Annotated in this window: 16 protein-coding genes; 9 read left to right on the top strand and 7 right to left on the bottom strand. The window is 64.5% G+C overall.

Annotation, left to right across the window (positions count from 1 at the left end; all coding sequences use genetic code 11):
* Positions 1–7 precede the first annotated feature (7 nt).
* Positions 8–733 carry a 2OG-Fe(II) oxygenase gene (locus VSX77_RS05095; RefSeq protein WP_338426577.1) on the bottom strand — a complete coding sequence of 242 codons (726 nt, stop codon included), beginning with the start codon at positions 731–733 and terminating at the stop codon, positions 8–10.
* A 62-nt stretch (positions 734–795) separates the two neighbouring features.
* A complete protein-coding gene (locus VSX77_RS05090; protein ID WP_338426576.1) occupies positions 796–1,071 on the bottom strand; it encodes a hypothetical protein in 276 nt (91 codons plus the stop codon).
* A gap of 130 nt (positions 1,072–1,201) precedes the next feature.
* Between VSX77_RS05090 and VSX77_RS05085 the strand changes: the two genes are divergently transcribed.
* Positions 1,202–2,371: a DUF481 domain-containing protein gene (locus VSX77_RS05085; RefSeq protein WP_338426575.1), complete on the top strand. Its 1,170-nt coding sequence runs from the start codon at positions 1,202–1,204 to the stop codon at positions 2,369–2,371.
* 139 nt (positions 2,372–2,510) lie between these two features.
* Here VSX77_RS05085 and VSX77_RS05080 read toward each other — a convergent pair whose 3' ends face one another.
* The 5 genes from VSX77_RS05080 to VSX77_RS05060 all read right to left on the bottom strand — a co-directional run bounded on the left by VSX77_RS05080 (position 2,511) and on the right by VSX77_RS05060 (position 6,677).
* Complete coding sequence (locus VSX77_RS05080; RefSeq protein ID WP_338426574.1) at positions 2,511–2,969, bottom strand: VOC family protein; 459 nt, start codon at positions 2,967–2,969, stop codon at positions 2,511–2,513.
* Positions 2,966–4,498, bottom strand: a complete 1,533-nt coding sequence (locus VSX77_RS05075) for a M20/M25/M40 family metallo-hydrolase (RefSeq protein ID WP_338426573.1) — start codon at positions 4,496–4,498, stop codon at positions 2,966–2,968. The genes VSX77_RS05080 and VSX77_RS05075 overlap by 4 nt, the downstream gene beginning before the upstream one ends.
* Before the next feature lie 85 nt (positions 4,499–4,583).
* Complete coding sequence (locus VSX77_RS05070; RefSeq protein WP_338426572.1) at positions 4,584–4,814, bottom strand: type II toxin-antitoxin system HicB family antitoxin; 231 nt, start codon at positions 4,812–4,814, stop codon at positions 4,584–4,586.
* Positions 4,811–5,062, bottom strand: a complete 252-nt coding sequence (locus tag VSX77_RS05065; RefSeq protein WP_338426571.1) for a type II toxin-antitoxin system HicA family toxin — start codon at positions 5,060–5,062, stop codon at positions 4,811–4,813. The genes VSX77_RS05070 and VSX77_RS05065 overlap by 4 nt, the downstream gene beginning before the upstream one ends.
* A gap of 91 nt (positions 5,063–5,153) precedes the next feature.
* Positions 5,154–6,677 carry a fumarate hydratase gene (locus VSX77_RS05060; RefSeq protein ID WP_338426570.1) on the bottom strand — a complete coding sequence of 508 codons (1,524 nt, stop codon included), beginning with the start codon at positions 6,675–6,677 and terminating at the stop codon, positions 5,154–5,156.
* Between the two features lie 172 nt (positions 6,678–6,849).
* On the opposite strand from VSX77_RS05060, the gene VSX77_RS05055 reads away from it, so the two are divergent.
* The 8 genes from VSX77_RS05055 to VSX77_RS05020 all read left to right on the top strand — a co-directional run bounded on the left by VSX77_RS05055 (position 6,850) and on the right by VSX77_RS05020 (position 16,445).
* Complete coding sequence (locus tag VSX77_RS05055; protein WP_338426569.1) at positions 6,850–7,305, top strand: MerC domain-containing protein; 456 nt, start codon at positions 6,850–6,852, stop codon at positions 7,303–7,305.
* Between the two features lie 100 nt (positions 7,306–7,405).
* On the top strand, positions 7,406–7,870 hold the full coding sequence (locus VSX77_RS05050) for a Fur family transcriptional regulator (RefSeq protein ID WP_338426568.1): 465 nt from the start codon (positions 7,406–7,408) through the stop codon (positions 7,868–7,870).
* Positions 7,871–7,950: 80 nt separating this feature from the next.
* Positions 7,951–8,790: a type I methionyl aminopeptidase gene (gene map, locus VSX77_RS05045; RefSeq protein ID WP_338426567.1), complete on the top strand. Its 840-nt coding sequence runs from the start codon at positions 7,951–7,953 to the stop codon at positions 8,788–8,790.
* Positions 8,791–9,069: 279 nt separating this feature from the next.
* Positions 9,070–11,256, top strand: a complete 2,187-nt coding sequence (locus VSX77_RS05040; protein WP_338426566.1) for a PQQ-dependent dehydrogenase, methanol/ethanol family — start codon at positions 9,070–9,072, stop codon at positions 11,254–11,256.
* 338 nt (positions 11,257–11,594) lie between these two features.
* Positions 11,595–11,933 (top strand): P-II family nitrogen regulator, encoded by a 339-nt coding sequence (locus VSX77_RS05035; protein ID WP_011540464.1) that lies wholly within the window; start codon positions 11,595–11,597, stop codon positions 11,931–11,933.
* A gap of 71 nt (positions 11,934–12,004) precedes the next feature.
* Complete coding sequence (gene glnA, locus VSX77_RS05030; protein ID WP_338426565.1) at positions 12,005–13,417, top strand: type I glutamate--ammonia ligase; 1,413 nt, start codon at positions 12,005–12,007, stop codon at positions 13,415–13,417.
* 184 nt (positions 13,418–13,601) lie between these two features.
* Positions 13,602–15,068, top strand: a complete 1,467-nt coding sequence (locus VSX77_RS05025) for a PQQ-dependent sugar dehydrogenase (RefSeq protein WP_338426564.1) — start codon at positions 13,602–13,604, stop codon at positions 15,066–15,068.
* A gap of 75 nt (positions 15,069–15,143) precedes the next feature.
* On the top strand, positions 15,144–16,445 hold the full coding sequence (locus VSX77_RS05020; protein ID WP_338427218.1) for a M20/M25/M40 family metallo-hydrolase: 1,302 nt from the start codon (positions 15,144–15,146) through the stop codon (positions 16,443–16,445).
* Positions 16,446–16,473: the final 28 nt, after the last annotated feature.

Genomic DNA, 16,473 nt, shown 5'->3' with positions numbered 1-16,473 from the left:
GCGCCGCTCAGGCAGCGTCGTGGAAAATCACCCCGAGCGTGTGCCGCTGTCCCGAACGGATCTCGCTGACGCCGTGGCGCATCGCGACGCGGTAATCGCCGCGCGACCCGCGCACCGGACGGACATTCACGGCAAAGATCACGGCATCGCCCTTCGCCAGCGGCACGACCGCGGCGCGCGACTGCATCCGCGGCCGCTGTTCGGTCAGGATGAACTCGCCGCCGGTGAAATCCTCGCCCGGCGCCGACAGCAGCACCGCTGCCTGCACCGGAAAGACATGCTCGCCATACAGGTCCTGATGCAGGCAATTATAGTCGCCGGCGCCATAGCGCAGCAGCAGCGGCGTTGGGCGTAGCTGCCCCGCGGCATGACAGCGCGCGATGAAATCGGCATGGTCGGCGGGAAAGCGGACGGACAGGCCCATGCGTTCGTGCCAGCGGTTCGCCAAGGGCATGAGGTGCGGATAGAGGCGGCTGCGCAGCGCCGCGACGAGCGGCGGTAGCGGATAGGCGAAATAGCGATATTCGCCGCGGCCGAAACCGTGCCGCGCCATCTGGATATGGCTGCGGAACAGCGGCGGCGTGTCATAGCTTGCGGCGAGCGCGTCGCATTCGGCGTCGCCGAACAGCCCCGGCAGTATCGCCCATCCCGCGCCGTCGAGCGCGGTCGCTACGGCGTCCCAGTCGATCGCGCCGAGGCGGGCTGCGATGTCGGTTTCGATTGTCGGCGTCATGCGCGCGCTATTGCTGCTGTGCGCCGACAATGCGTTCCGTTTCTTGCGGCCGAAACGAGAGCTTAATCGCCGCGCTGCATGATCCAGCTGAACGCCATCGCGTTGAACAGCGTGTAGACCCCATAGAGCAGCGCGCCGGTGATCGCGCTGCGCGTCGCGATCGCCATTGCGCCGACGAGCAACAGAAATTCAAAGATATAGGTCGCGTGCGGTCCGACCTTGTCAGCGAGCGGGCGGACCATCTGTTGCACCAGCGGGTCGTCGCTTTCCATGAAGGCGCGGTGCATCGCAAAATTGCCAACCCCGGCAATGAAAATGGCAATGATGGCAATCAGCATGGGATTGCAGATGGGGCGTTGGGGGTGGAAATGCCAGCCGATTTCGGCCTATGACCGGCAAGGCGAAGGCGTGCAGTGGTGCGTGCCGATTGAAATGCCGTGATTTAATTCCCGGCGAAGGGCCCATTCGATGACCTCTTTTCCGCGCCACGCCGCCATCGCCGTGCTGGTCGCGGGGTGTGCCGCGCCTGCCTTTGCCACCCCCGCCGCGCCGGCAATTTCGCCGCTGATCGTCCCGGCGATGGTGCCCTCGCTGCTGCCCGAAACAACTCCGCAGCCGCTGCCCGACCCGGTGCGCGCGATGATCGCCGCGGCGATCGACAGCAGCGACAAGCGCGACATCGACACGGTGGTATCGCTGGCCAAGGCGACCAACCCGCGTTCGATCGGCGACATCGACGCGATGATGGCGGCGGCAACAGCGGTGCGCGAGGATGGCGAACAGCCCGACCCCGTGCAGCAGATGCTCGCCGCGGCGATGGCGAGCAAGAAGGACGGCGATGTCGAAGCGGTGGGCAAGCTTGCCAAGGCGACGCTGCCCGACCAGGCGGCGAAGATCGACACGCTACTTGCCGAATATCGCGCCGACCGCGCGAAGGAGCGCGCCGCCGAAGCCGCGGCAGCGCGCGCAAAGCTCGCACAGGCGAAATTCTGGCAGAACTGGAAGGGTGAAGGACAGGTTGGCGCCTCCTACAGCACCGGCAACACCAAATCTTCGGGGCTCAGCATCGGTGTCGCGCTCGCGCGCAAGGGGATTGACTGGAACCAGCGTTTTCGCGCGCAGGCCGATTATCAGCGGACGAACGGACGCACCTCGATCGAACGCTATCTCGTCGAATATGAACCGCAGATCGAGGTCAGCGAGCGCGCCTTTGCCTATGGCCTCGGCCGCTGGGAACGCGACCGCATTCTGGGGTTCGGCGAACGCTGGAACGCGTCGGCGGGGCTGGGTTACAAGCTGATCGCCGGCAAGAAAATGGCATTGAACGTCAAGGCTGGCCCGGCGTGGCGCGACACCGATTATATTCCGGGCTTCGGCATCGACGACAGCGAGCTGACCGGGCTCGCGGGGCTCGATTTCGGATGGCAATTGTCGCCCACCTTGCGGCTGACGCAGGTCGCATCGACGATAATCGGCGGGCGCAACACCTCGACGAGTGCACTGACCGCGCTCAACGCCAAGCTGACCGGAGCCCTGTCGGCGCGCTTTTCCTATTCGGCCGAAATCGACACCGATCCGCCGCCGGGGGTTGAAACGGTCGATACAATGACGCGCTTCACGCTGGTTTACGGGTTTTAGAGAGGCGAGAGCTTAATCTGATCCATCTTCCCGTTTGTGTCGAGCGAAGTCGAGACACCCATCGGCACGGCGAAGCTCGATGGGTGTCTCGACTTCGCTCGACACAAACGGAATTGACGGGCGCGCTAACGTATTGCGGTCAGTCGAAGACCTCGGCGCCGCCGATCGTTTCGCCCTCGGCGAGCAGTCCGGCGCCGGGGACGTGGTTGAATTCGATGCGGATGCCGTCGGGATCCTCGAACAGGATCGAATAATAGCCGGCGGCCCACGGCTCCTCCTGTGGGCCGTGGACGAAGCGGATATCGGCGCGGTCTTTCAGAAAGGCATGGAGGCGGTCGACCGCGGCGCGGTCGCGCATCCGGAAGCAGACGTGGTGGAGGCCTGGCGCGCCCTGATCGAAACGCTTGCCGATATTTTCAGCGCTCGGCGTGCGGATGCCGATCGCGGTGCGGCCGCCGACGCCGTAGAGCATCGCGTCGCTGTCGAGCACGACCTTCAAGTCGAGATAGCGAATGAGGTCGCGCCAGAAGGCGGTCGATCGTGCGAAGTCGCCCGCGGTCAGGATCACGTGCGCGACGCCGTTGAGGTCGCCGCTCATTTGATCGCCGCGAGAGTATAGAGAAATTCGGCATATCCCATCGTCGCATCGACCAGCCCGGCGACTTTCGGGTTGGTCGAATCGATCAGGAAATATTCGTCGGGAGCGTGCGCGCCCGACCCATGGCCCAATCCGAAATGCCCCGCCGGAATCGACACCGGCGGCGCGGTGAAGGTCGCGCCGGGCCAACTGCCCGCCATGCGCGGGTTGAGGCTCGTTCCGACGCCCAGCCTTTGGTAGGTCGCAAGTTCGGAGCGGATGAGGCGGCTGTTTTCATCGACCTCGGTCGGGTCGTAACCCCCCGACACGTTCATTTCGACGTCGGTGAAGCCGTGCTTGTCGAGATGGGCACGGAGCTTCTTTTCAGCCTCGGCGCGCGTCTGGTTGGGGACGAGGCGCAGGTCGAGCTTCGCGACGGCGCGACCGGGCAGGACCGTCTTGCCGCCGGGGCCGGTGTAACCCGCGACCAACCCTTCGATATTCACCGTCGGCTCCTGTGCGAGGCGGGTCAGTGCATGTTCGAAGCTCAAATCGTCGATCCAGTGGGTAATGCCCAACGCCGCCTTCATCTCCGCTTCATTGCTTGCTTTCGCCGTTTCGCGGATCAAGGCCTTTTCACGCGCGGTCAAAGGGCGGACATTTTCGAACCAGCCGTCGATCGCGGGGGTGTTGCCGTCCTTGGTCACGAGCGTTTGCAGTGCCTGCACCAGCCGCCAAGCGGGCGAATCGACCATTGCCTTCAGGCTGGAATGGACGTCCTTTTTCGGCCCGCGGCCCCATTTTTCGCCGCTGGCGACCAGTTCGAGCTCGACGATGCCCTTCGATCCCAGGCTGACCGTCACATTGCCCGTCTGGCCCTGCGACGCGAAGGGGATGAAGATGCCTTCACACTTCCGGAGCGCGGCGAGGATGTTGGGCTTGGTCGCGATCTGGCGGAAATGCGGCGAACCGATTTCCTCCTCGCCCTCGCAGATCAGGACGATGTTCACTGGCAGCTTGGCCTTGGCGGCGCGGATCGCGTGGAGCGCGGCGAGGAAGGCGGCTTCGGGGCCCTTCTGGTTTACCGCGCCGCGGCCCATGATCGCTTGCCCGAAACCCGGGCGTTCGACCATCCGCCCTTCGAGCGGCGGCGATGACCACTCGGCCGGGTCGAACTGCTTGACGTCGTACATGAAATAGATGCCGAGCGTGCGCGGCGCGCCGACGTCGATCATCCCGAAGACGCCGGGATGGCCGTCGGTCGGCACGATCTCGACATTGGTAAAGCCGGCGTCGCGCGCGAGTTCGGCCATGAAGGCCGCGCCCTTGGCCATGTTGCGGTTCTCGGCGGCGATCGAGGGGAGGGCGATCCAGTCGCGGATGCGCTGGATCGAGGCGTCCTTGCCGGCTTCGGCGGCTTTGCGGATCGCGGCCATCGGACCGTCGGCGGCGAGCGAAGGCAGCGGGCGCATAACGGCGGCGCCCGCGCCGAGCATGGCGGCGCCGCGGATCAGCTCGCGGCGGTTCGGTCGGTCGTTATGAAAATCCATGGTTCGTCCCCCTGCGGTGTCCGTGTCGCGGGGAGTGTTGGCGGATTGCGAATAGAAGGCAAGCGTCGCGCGAACGGCGCGCTGGTCAGGCGGCGTCGCGAACCGCGTATATGGCCGGTCGGTAGCGCGGTTCGGGCGGCGTCTCGCCCCGTTCGGCGGAGACTTCCAGCCACAGCCGCATGGCGATTTCGATCTCTCGCGCGGCCTCTTCGGCGGTGGCGCCATGCGCGCTGCAATATTTGAGGTCGGGCACGTCGGCGATCCAGCAGTCATCCTCCGCCGACCAGAACAGGTTGATGTGATAATGAATGCTCATGGCTTGATCATATCCAGTCCGTTGCTGTCGATCATATCAAGCAATTGCCGGATTTGGTAGGGCTTCGCATCCTTGCCACTCGGCTGGAGGTTCAGATTGCCCGGTATATCGGGATGCTGGAAGATGTGGTGGCTGCCGCTGGTGCGCTTGAGTTCAAATCCGAAGGCTTCGGCGATCCCGCATAACTCCTTGAAACTGGCGCGACCGTTCATGCGGATGCGGGTATACAGCTTGGCGATGCTGGTCACGAGTAATGCTCCGTTTTCGGTGAGCATATTTAGTAATCTACGACACTTCGGAACTCAAAATTACAAGCCTGTAACGCCCAAAACAGCGTTTCTACGCCCCCGCCAGCAACCCCTCGTCCCTGATCCGCTGCTGCCACAGCTTCGGCGCGTTGACGTGGACGTTCTGGCCTTCGCTGTCGACCGCGACGGTCACCGGGAAGTCGCTGACCTCGAACTCGTAGATCGCTTCCATGCCGAGGTCGGCGAAGCCTACCACCTTGCTGCCCTTGATCGCGCGCGCGACGAGATAGGCGGCGCCGCCGACGGCCATGAGGTATGCGCTCTTGTGCTTCGCGATCGCCTCTGTCGCGGCGGGGCCGCGTTCGGCCTTGCCGACGCAGGCGAGCAGGCCCTGGCCCAGCATCATGTCCATGAACTTGTCCATGCGCGTTGCGGTCGTGGGGCCAGCGGGGCCGACGATTTCCTCGCCGACCGGGTCGACCGGACCGACATAATAGATGACGCGGCCCTTGAACTCGACGGGGAGCTGTTCGCCCTTGGCGAGCATGTCGGCGATACGCTTGTGCGCGGCGTCGCGGCCGGTGAGCATCTTGCCGTTGAGCAAGAGGCGATCGCCCTGTTTCCAGCTTGCGACGACTTCGGGGGTCAGATTGTCGAGATCGACGCGGATCGCGGCCTGGTCGGGTTTCCAGTCGATCTGCGGATAGTCGGCGAGCACCGGCGGTTCGAGAAAGGCAGGGCCGCTGCCGTCGAGCGTGACGTGCGCGTGGCGCGTTGCGGCGCAATTGGGGATCATTGCGACGGGCTTTGACGCCGCATGCGTCGGCCAGTCGGCGATCTTGACGTCGAGCACGGTGGCGAGGCCGCCGAGCCCCTGCGCGCCGATGCCGAGCGCGTTGACCTTTTCATAGAGCTCGATGCGCAGTTCCTCGGTTGGCGACGACGGCCCGCGCGCGAGCAGTTCGGTCATGTCGATCGGGTCCATCAGCGATTGCTTGGCAAGCAGCATCGCCTTTTCCGCAGTGCCGCCGATGCCGATGCCGAGCATCCCGGGCGGGCACCAGCCGGCGCCCATCTGCGGCACCATTTCGAGCACCCAGTCGACGATCGAATCCGACGGATTCATCATCTTGAACTTCGACTTATTCTCGCTGCCGCCGCCTTTCGCCGCGACGTCGATCACGACCTTGGCGCCGGGGACCATTTCGACGTTGAGGACCGAAGGCGTATTGTCCCTCGTATTCACGCGGCTGAACGCCGGGTCGGCGAGGATCGAGGCGCGCAGCTTGTTCTCGGGGTGGAGATAGGCCTTCCGAACCCCTTCATCGACGACCTGCTGAAGGCTGCGCGGGCTGTCGAGGCGGCAATCCATGCCCCATTTGATGAAGACGGTGACGATGCCGGTGTCCTGGCAGATCGGGCGATGCCCCTCGGCGCACATGCGGCTGTTCGAGAGGATCTGCGCCATCGCGTCCTTCGCGGCGGGCGACACTTCGCGTTCGTACGCGGCGCCGAGCGCGCGGATATAGTCCATCGGATGAAAATAGCTGATGTACTGGAGCGCGTCGGCGATCGTTTCGATCAGATCGTCTTCGCGGATGATGACGGTGTTCATGTGCAGCCTTTCGCCCTTTTCATGCGATTCGGCGCCTCCCTAGACCCGGGGGGCCGAGACGCAAAGGGGTTTGGCGCGCGCGCAAAAAGCGAAATCCGGTGTAATGTGATGTTGTAACCTTGGTCATGTTATGCCATATCCCGCGCAGCAATTGCCGTAACCGGAGAATCGGGTGACCCACGTCGCCAGCCCTGCCCCTGTTCTGACGCGCGCTGCCTCTTTCTTGAGTCGGGGGGGCGCGCTGGTTCGGGCTGCGCGCGGTTCGCGGCCGCTGACCTCGCTGTCGGGCGACCAGTTGGCGATGGGATTGTCGGGGCTGTGCCTTGTTCACTGCCTGGCGACGACGATCTTCTTTGCCTCGATCGCCTCGGTCGGCGGCGTGTTCCTCGACAATCATCTATTCCACGAGATCGGGCTGATCGTTGCGATCGGCTTTGCGCTCATCACGCTCGTCGCGGGTGTGCTGAGCCACGGCTATATGATGCCCTTCGCGGTCGGCAGCTTCGGGCTCGGCATGATGGCGGGCGCGCTGGCGCGGCCGCACGACGGCAGCGAAGTGGTCGCGACGATGATCGGCGTCGCGGTAGTCGCTCTCGGCCACGACCTCAACCGCCGCGCGCGCGGCTGACCCGCTGCCTAAGCGAAGCGGCCCGCTGCTTGCGGGCACTCCGTAAAGAGCCTACATTGGCATTGGATAGCGCGCGATTTGCCGCGCGATAGGAGCCGCCATGGGCAAGCATGACCATCCGCACGTCGAAGCCAGCGGCGCCTCGCTTGCCAAGGCAGCGCAGGCCGCGCTCGAAGGCGCGGGCGAGGCGTGGACCGACATGCGCGCGCAGATTTTCGAGGCCGTCGCCGCCATCGGCAAGCCGGCGAGCGCCTATGAGATCGCCGACATCGTTTCGCAAAAGCGCGGGCGTCGCGTCGCACCGAACAGCGTCTACCGCATCCTCGACCTGTTTGTGGCGAACAACCTCGTCCGCCGCGTCGAAAGCGCCAACGCCTTTGTCGCCAACAGCCATCCCGGCTGCCTGCACGACTGCATTTTCCTGATTTGCGACAGCTGCGGTTCCGCGGTGCATGTCGACGACGACACGCTGTCGACCGGGGTGCGCGCCGCGGCCGAAAAGACGGGCTTCGCCGCCGAACGCCCGGTGATCGAGGTGCGCGGCAAATGCGCCGAGTGCCAATAGGGTGAGCCGCGGCGCAGGCGGTCGCTGACCGGCCGACGGTCGCGCTCGCAATTCGGCGCGACATCGCCTATATCACCCACATGTATGATTATGTTTCGATAAGCGCCGCCGATGCGGCTGCGCCGGCCCGCGTTCGCGACGGCACGATCAAGCTCCACGACGAAGCGGGCTTTGCCGGGATGCGCAAGGCGGGACGGCTGTCGGCCGAAATCCTCGACGCGCTCGTCCCCTTCGTCCAGCCGGGCGTGACCACCGCGGCGATCGACGACCTTGTCCGCACGATGATGCTCGACGGCGGCGGCATCCCCGCGACCTTGGGCTATCGCGGCTTCACGCACAGTTGCTGCACCAGCATCAACCATGTCGTCTGTCACGGCATCCCCGATGACAAGCCGCTGCGCGAGGGCGACATCGTCAATATCGACGTCACCAGCATCGTCGACGGCTGGCACGGCGACACGAGCCGCATGTATCTGGTCGGCGAGGTGCCGATCAAGGCGCGGCGGCTGGTCGAGGTCACGTACGAATGCCTGATGCTGGGGATCGAGCAGGCGAAGCCGGGCAATCGCATGGGGGATGTCGCGCACGCGATTCAGAGCCATGCCGAGCGCCATCGCTATTCGGTCGTGCGCGATTTCTGCGGGCACGGGCTTGGCCAGATGTTCCACGATGCGCCCGAGGTCGTCCACGCGGGGCGTCCCGGCACCGGGCCCGAGCTCAAGCCCGGCATGTTTTTCACGATCGAGCCGATGATCAACACCGGAAAATATGCGGTGAAGATGCTCAACGACGGCTGGACCGCGGTGACGCGCGACCGCTCGCTGTCGGCGCAGTTCGAGCACAGCATCGGTATCACCGAGACGGGCTGCGAAATTTTCACCGCGAGCCCGAAGGGACTGAACGCCCCGCCTTGGGGCTGATTCCTTCTCCCTCGATGGGAGAAGGATGCGAAGCCTTGCGCCCTTGGCGCTAGGCGAAGTTGGATGAGGGTGACGGTGCGTCATGGCGCCGTCACATCGGGCCGCGACCGCACCCCCACCGCCGCGACTAGCCAGCAAGCTGGCAAGTCTCGCTGCCTCCCCCATCAAGGGGGAGGATAAGCAGGCCCCCGCACCCACACCCCCAATTTCCTGCTTGCACCCTCGCCGCTTCGCGCGCAGTCTTGACGTTAACGTCAACGATAGGCGTGGGAGAGAGATATGGCGAAACGGATCTTTTCGGCCGCGCTGCTGGGCTGCGCAGCTTTGGCTTTGGCAGCGTGCAACGCATCAGAGAACACGAGCGTCGCGGCGGGCGGATCGCTCGACGATGCCGAAAGGGCCAGCGAAACCTTGCTCAAGACCGGCGGCAATGGCGACGATTGGGGGGCGATCGGCTTCGGCTATGACGAGCAGCGCTTCAGCCCGCTGACCGACATCAATTACAAGAATGTCGGCGAGCTGGGTATCGCCTGGTTCGCCGATCTGGAGGATGCGCGCGGCCAGGAAGCGACGCCGGTCGTTGTCGACGGCGTGATGTATGTGACGCACGCCTGGTCCAAGGTCAGCGCGTGGGACGCCGCGACGGGCAAGCCCTTGTGGAAATATGACCCCAAGGTGCCGGGCGAGCGCGCGGTCCACGCCTGCTGCGACGTGGTCAACCGCGGCGTTGCCGTGTGGGGCGACAAGGTTTTTGTCGGCGCGCTCGACGGGCGGTTGATCGCGCTCGAAAAGAAGACCGGCAAGGAACTCTGGTCGACGCAGACGTTCGACGCCGACCGGCCCTATACGATCACCGGCGCGCCGCGCGTCGTGAAGGACATGGTGCTGATCGGCAACGGCGGCGCCGAATTCGGGGTGCGCGGTTATGTCACCGCCTATGATGCCGACACGGGCAAGCAGCGCTGGCGTTTCTATACCGCGCCCAATCCGAAGAAGGAAAAGGACGGTGCGGCGAGCGACGCGATTTTCGCGAGCAAGGGCAATGCCACCTGGTCCGACACGGGCGAGTGGCAAACCTCGGGCGGCGGCGGCACCGTCTGGGACGCGATCGTCTATGACAAGGATCTCGACCAGGTCTATCTGGGCGTCGGCAACGGCAATCCGTGGAACCATGGGACGCGCTCGAACGGCGAGGGCGACAACTGGTTCCTCTCCTCAATCGTCGCGCTCGATGCGGCCACGGGCGCGTATAAATGGCATTATCAGGAAACCCCCGGCGAGACGTGGGACTATACCGCGACGCAGCCGATCATTCTCGCCGAGCAGGCGGTGGACGGCACGCCGACCAAGGTGCTGTACCATGCGCCGAAGAACGGCTTTTTCTTCACCATCGACCGAGCCACCGGCAAGCTGATCGATGCCAAGCCGTTCGTCGACGGGATCAACTGGGCGAGCGGCTATGATCTGGCGACCGGCCGTCCGATCGAGAATCCCGAGGCGCGCTTCTATAAGACCGGCAAGCCGTTCATCGCGATCCCCGGCGCCTTGGGCGCGCACAACTGGCACCCGATGAGCTATAATCCGGCGACGGGGCTCGTTTACATTCCGGCGCAGCAGATTCCGCAGGCTTATCTTGCCGACATGAACGAGCTCGACCAGCGCAAGGTCGTCGGCTTTAACGTCGGCTCCTCGCTCACCGGCACGATGATGCCCGACGACAAGGCAGCGTATCGCGCCGCGGTCGCCGCAACGACGGGCCGCCTCGTCGCCTTCGACCCGCGCACGGGCAAGGTGGCGTGGGGCGTGGATCATCCGGCGGCGTGGAACGGCGGGACGATGACGAGCGCGGGCAACCTCGTGTTTCAGGGAACGAGCACGGGGCGGTTCCGCGCCTATGCCGCCGACACGGGCAAGCAACTGCTCGACCTCGACATGCAGTCGGGGATCGTCAGCGCGCCGTCGACTTTCCGCGTCGGCGGGGTGCAATATGTCGCGTTTCAGACGAGCAAGGGCGGCGCCTTTCCGCTCGTCGCCGGGGTTGCGGGCGGGGTGACGCGCAAGCTGCCCAACATCCCGCGGCTCGTCGTGTTGAAGCTGGGCGGGACGGTGCAGCTTCCGGCGCTGCCGACGGCCGCGGCGCTCGCGTGGAACCCGCCGCCGCAGTTCGGGACGGCGCAGCAGGTCGCGGCGGGCAAGGCGCATTTCGGGCGCTATTGCATCGTCTGTCACGGCGACAGCGCGATCGGCAACGGCTTCACCCCCGACCTGCGCGTTTCGGCCACGCTTGCGAATGCCGACGCGTGGAAATCGGTGATCTTGGGCGGTGCGCTGAAGGACCGTGGTATGGTGAGCTTTGCAAAGGTGCTGAGCCCGCAAGATGCCGAGGCGCTGCGCGCCTATGTCATCGACCGGTCGATCTGGACCAAGGCGAACCTCGCCGACAGCGCGGCGCCGGTGGGGCGGTGACCCTCACCACCCGTCATTGCGAGGAGCGTAGCGACGACGCAATCTCCAGCTATCGGCATGGCGGAACGATAGCTGGAGATTGCTGCGCTTCGCTCGCAATGACGATCGAAGTCTAATTGCCGCTTTTTTAGGCACCGCAATCGCTCGATTGCTCACCCCTTGGGCAATGCCGCAGTTTCCTGCCACAAATCTTACCGAAAGCTTGCGATTCGCCAATTGGCACGGCTCTTGATTGGTGCAAGATGAGGGGGGCTCGCAGCGACTCAGAACCGGACCAGGCGCGCCTGATCCGGCTTTGACTGCGAGCGACGAGACAGACCCAGTGGGGGACGATAAGCGTGAAGAAGATTGAGGCGATCATCAAGCCGTTCAAGCTCGACGAAGTGAAGGAAGCGCTGCACGAAGTCGGCGTCAGCGGCATCACCGTCACCGAGGCAAAGGGCTTCGGTCGGCAAAAGGGCCATACCGAACTCTATCGCGGCGCCGAATATGTCGTCGACTTCCTGCCCAAGGTGAAGCTGGAGGTCATCGTCGAGGATGGGATGGCCGAGCGCGTGGTCGAGGCGATCGCCGCCGCCGCGCAGACCGGCCGCATCGGCGACGGCAAGATTTTCGTGATCCCGGTCGAGACCGCGCTGCGCATCCGCACCGGCGAGCGCAACGAGGACGCGCTCTGACCGCTCCACATCCATTTCATCCCAGCAATCCCCGGCACGCCGGACCATTACGCAAGAAGGAAGCATAGACCATGGCTACGAAGCCCAAGGACATCATCGCGCGGATCAAGGAAAACGACATCGAGTGGGTCGACCTGCGTTTCACCGACCCCAAGGGCAAATGGCAGCACCTGACGATGTGCGCCGGGGTGATCGACGAGGATTCGCTCGAAGACGGGCTGATGTTCGACGGGTCGTCGATCGAAGGCTGGAAGGCGATCAACGAAAGCGATATGATCCTGAAGCCCGACCTTGATGCCGTCTATGACGATCCTTTCTCGGCGACGCCGATGCTGGTGATGTTCTGCGACATCGTCGAGCCATCGACCGGCGAAGGCTATTCGCGCGATCCGCGCACCACGGCGAAGCGCGCCGAGGCCTATGTTGCCTCGACCGGCATCGGCGACACCGTCTATGTCGGTCCCGAAGCCGAATTCTTCATGTTCGACGATGTCCGCTTCGAAACCGGTTATAACAAGTCGGGGTTCGAGATCGACGACATCGAACTGCCGACCAACACGGGCCGCAGCTATGAGGGCGGCAACCTCGCGCACCGTCCGCGCGCCAAGGGCGGCTATTTCCCGGTCGCGCCGGTCGACAGCGCGGTCGACATCCGCGCCGAAATGGTCTCGACCATGCTCGAAATGGGCCTGCCGTGCGACAAGCACCACCATGAGGTCGCCGCGGCGCAGCACGAGCTGGGCCTGACCTTCGGCACGCTGACGCAGACCGCCGACCGTATGCAGATCTACAAATATGTCGTGCACCAGGTCGCGCATGCCTATGGCAAGACCGCAACCTTCATGCCGAAGCCGATCAAGGACGACAACGGCTCGGGGATGCACACGCACATTTCGATCTGGGAAAAGGGCAAGCCGCTGTTTGCGGGTAACGGCTACGCCGGTCTCAGCGACATGTGCCTCTATTTCATCGGCGGCGTCATCAAACATGCCAAGGCGCTCAATGCCTTCACCAACCCGACGACGAACAGCTACAAGCGCCTCGTTCCCGGGTTCGAAGCGCCGGTGCTGCTCGCTTATTCGAGCCGCAACCGTTCTGCCTCGTGCCGCATTCCTTATGGTGCGGGGGCCAAGGCAAAGCGCGTCGAGTTCCGTTTCCCCGACGCGATGGCGAACCCCTATCTCTGCTATTCGGCGCTGCTGATGGCGGGGCTCGACGGCATTCAGAACAAGATCCATCCCGGCGACGCGATGGACAAGAATCTCTATGACCTGCCGCCCGAAGAACTGAGCGAAGTGCCGACCGTGTGCGGCTCGCTTCGCGAAGCACTCGACAGCCTGATGGCCGACCACGACTTCCTCCTGAAGGGCGACGTGTTTTCGAAGGACCAGATCGAAGCCTATGTCGAGTTGAAGTGGGCTGAAGTCTATAATTTCGAACAGACGCCGAGCCCGGTCGAGTTCGACATGTATTACAGCGCCTGATCCCTCCGCGGGTCAGCGACGCTGTTAAAGGGCGTCCGGTTCGGGGGAGCCGGGCGCCCTTTTTCATGGGCGTCGCGTTCTGTATCGTCAGCCTTGCAGGGCCAATGGTAAACGGCCGCGCTTGCGGCGCGGCCACACGGATGGCAGAGTAGCGCGGGGGATTATCGCGAAAGGCTGGTTGGCCATGCGGATGCGCGTCCTGTTTGCCCTTATCCCCCTGATCCTCGCCTCCTGTGGCGGAGGCGATTCCGACGGTAGCAATCCGCCGACGGCGAACAATCCACCGGCCTTCACCTCGCTTCAAACCGCCAGCGTCGCTGAAAATATCAGCAACGCCTATCAGGCGACCGCGAGCGATCCCAATGGCGACGCGCTTACCTTTACGATCGACGGCGGTGCCGACGCGGCGCGCTTTGCAATCACGAGCGCCGGCGCGCTGCACTTCAATGCAGCGCCCGATTTCGACCTGCCGGGCGATGCCGATGGCGACAATGTCTATGCGGTCGTTTTGCGCGTCAGCGACGGGCGGGCGAGCGCGACGCAGGCGGTCAACATCACCGTCACCAACAGCCGCGAAGGCATCGCGGTTATGCGCGTCGGCACGGGGTTCAACCAGCCGCTTTACGTCGCACCAATCCCCGGCGACAGCCGCGTCTATGTCGTCGAGAAGGGTGGCAACGTCTATCGTTTCGACCCCGCGAACGGCACCCGGACGCTAGTGCTCGACATAACCGACATTTCGACCAGCGGCGAGCGCGGGCTGCTTGGCCTGGCGCCTTATCCCGATCATGCGGCGTCGCAGCGGCTGTTCGCTGTCGCGACAGCGCCGAACGGCAACGTGCAGGTGCGGCGCTATACGCTGGGCCAGCCCGACAGCTCGACCAATTACGACCTCGTGCTCGATATTCCGCATCCCGGTTTCGACAATCATAATGGCGGCTGGATCGGGTTCGGCCCCGACGGCCATGTCTATGTCGGGGTCGGCGACGGCGGGGGTGGCGGCGACCCGAACAACAACGCCCAGAACCGCAATGTGCAGCTCGGCAAGATCCTGCGCTTTGCCGTCGGCGCTGGGGGCAGCAGCTATGCCCCGGCGCCGGGCAACCCTTTTCTTGCGGGCGGCGGCGACCCCTATGTCTTTGCCTTAGGCCTGCGCAATCCTTTCCGCGCCTCCTTTTCGGGATCGACGCTGATTATCGGCGATGTCGGGCAGGGAGCGGTCGAGGAAATTGACATGGTGACGACCACCCAGCCGGGGCTGAATTTCGGCTGGCGCTTTCTGGAGGGCACGCAGCCCTATTCTGGAAGCGCCCCCGCGGGACTGACGCCGCCCGTCGCCGAATATGGCCATGGCAGCGGGCCGCGTCAGGGAGCTTCGATAACCGGGGGGTATGTCTATCGCGGGCCGGTGACATCGCTGCAGGGCCAATATGTCTTCGGCGATTTCGTGTCGGGCAATATCTGGACATTGCCCTTTGCTGATCTGATCGCCGGGCAGACCTTGCCGGCTTCGCGCCTTGCGGTGCGCAATGAGGATTTTGCGCCCGACGCGGGTACGATCGCCAATATCGCCTCCTTTGGCGAGGACAGTGCGGGCAATCTGTTCATCGTCAGCATCGGCGGCGATATTTTCATGGTGCGGCCGGGCTGACGCCTTGCCCTCGTCCCGCGGGCGGGGCACATGGACCGACGATAATATGCAATCCGGGAGGCCTCCGTGAAATCGCTGCCATTCGTCGCCCTGCTCGCGCTTCAGCTCGCCTTTGCGCCCGTCGCCGCGGCGAAGCTCAGCAAGGCCGAAAGCGCGATGGCAGCGACCGTTGCGGCCGAACAGGAGCGCAGCGTCGCGCTGCTCGAAAAGCTGGTGAACCAGAACAGCGGCTCGCTCAATCTCGATGGCGTCGAAAAGGTCGGGGCGATGATGCGCGCCGAACTGGAGCCGCTGGGCTTTACCGTGACGTGGAAACCGATGCGCGACACCGGCCGCGCAGGACATCTGATCGCGACGCATGAAGGCAGGCCGGGCGGCAAGCGTCTGCTCCTGATCGCGCACCTCGACACGGTGTTCGAACCCGATTCGCCCTTTCAACGCTTCGAGCGCATGGGCGACAAGGCGAAGGGGCCGGGGGTCGGCGACGACAAGGGCGGGATGGTCGTCGTCGTCTCGGCGCTGCGCGCGATGCACAAGGCGGGCACGCTCAAGGACGCGAATATCGAATTTCACATGACGGGCGACGAGGAAGACACGGGCGACCCGCTCGAGAAGGCGCGCGCCGACCTGATCGCCGCGGGCAAGCGCGCCGACGTCGCGCTCGATTTCGAAGGGCTGGTCCGCGATGGCGGCGCCGACATGAGCTCGATCGCGCGGCGATCGTCGGAAAGCTGGACCGTAACCGCGACGGGGAAGACCGGGCACAGCTCGGGCATTTTCGGCGCTGACGCGGGCGATGGCGCGATTTACGAGCTGGCGCGGATCATCCACCGATTCCGCACCGAGCTGCCCGAACCGAATTTGACCTTCAACGTCGGACTGATCGCAGGGGGCGAGCAGGTGACGCTCGACGACGGAAAGATTCGCGCCAGCGCGAACGGCAAGACCAATATAATCGCCGCGACCGCGATCGCGCGGGGCGACCTGCGCACCCTGTCGGCCGAGCAGGCGGCGCGGGTGAAGGCAAAGATGGCGGCGATCGTCGCCGATCATGCGCCGAAGGCGAGCGCGACGCTGGCGTTCGATCCCGGCGGTTATCCGGCGATGGCGCCGACCGGCGGCAACCGCGCGCTGCTGACGCGGCTCAACGCCGTCAACCGCGACCTTGGCCTGCCCGAAATGCCGGCGCTCGATCCGCTGAAGCGCGGCGCCGCCGACATCAGCTTCGTCGCGCCCCACGTCGACAGCCTTGCGGGTCTCGGAGCCTATTCGACGGGTGACCATGGCCCTGAGGAGACGATCGACATCCCCAGCATCGCGCGTCAGGCGACGCGCGCCGCCATATTGATGTCACGCCTTTCTGCTGAAACGCGTTGATGATGAAAGTGGGCGTGGCGCTTGATTC

It is taken from the genome of Sphingopyxis sp. TUF1, from assembly GCF_036687315.1.
Lineage (GTDB): Bacteria > Pseudomonadota > Alphaproteobacteria > Sphingomonadales > Sphingomonadaceae > Sphingopyxis > Sphingopyxis kveilinensis.
The sequence above is the reverse complement of the archived record's forward strand: the minus strand, read 5'-3'. Positions and strand labels throughout refer to the sequence as shown.